This window comes from Vibrio sp. YT-19(2023), from assembly GCF_033337395.1.
Map to the genome: position 1 here is coordinate 1 of NZ_JAWOQN010000841.1, position 581 is coordinate 581.

General features: G+C 39.9%; 1 protein-coding gene. It reads right to left on the reverse strand.

Annotated features, from left to right (window positions below):
- The coding region (locus R7E78_RS28765; protein WP_318058966.1) for a hypothetical protein at positions 1-208 on the reverse strand (208 nt) is incomplete at its 3' end.
- Positions 209-581: the final 373 nt, after the last annotated feature.

Genomic DNA, 581 nt, shown 5'->3' on the forward strand with positions numbered 1-581 from the left:
TTTGCACATTATTGCCCGGCTTTAATCCAAGCGCTTTGGCGACATTTTGGGTCGCGGCAAGGTTTTGCTTTTCGAGAGAAACCACACGTCCATGATTTGGCTCTAATCGCTCCAACTGAGCGGCAGAGAGAGAAGGTGAAACAAGAAGTGGTGACACCAACACCAAGCCAACTGCGAGCTTGCGCTGATATTTTGATCCTAGATCCATCGGTAAGTCCCCTATTTTGCACAAATAGCAAAGCCAAACTGACAGACTTTATGCGCCGAATAATCCCTTAACAGGACGTTAGGCTTATTGATCTCATTCTGTTCATTGAGTCTAGCACAGGAATTTATAGACCTTATGGATGAGTTTATGGCAATTCAACGCTCTCGACACATGCCTTTAACAATTTGCATATAACCTTTTGATGTTGAAACTGTCGCATTTATTGCACAAATCACACAAAAATTGATTGTATATGTAATTATGCAAACGTTTGTGTGACTCATATCGCTTACAAATATTACTGATGTTATTAATATTTGCCCGAATCAATTATAAGGTATGACGTACCCATGAAAACAATTAAAACTTCTCT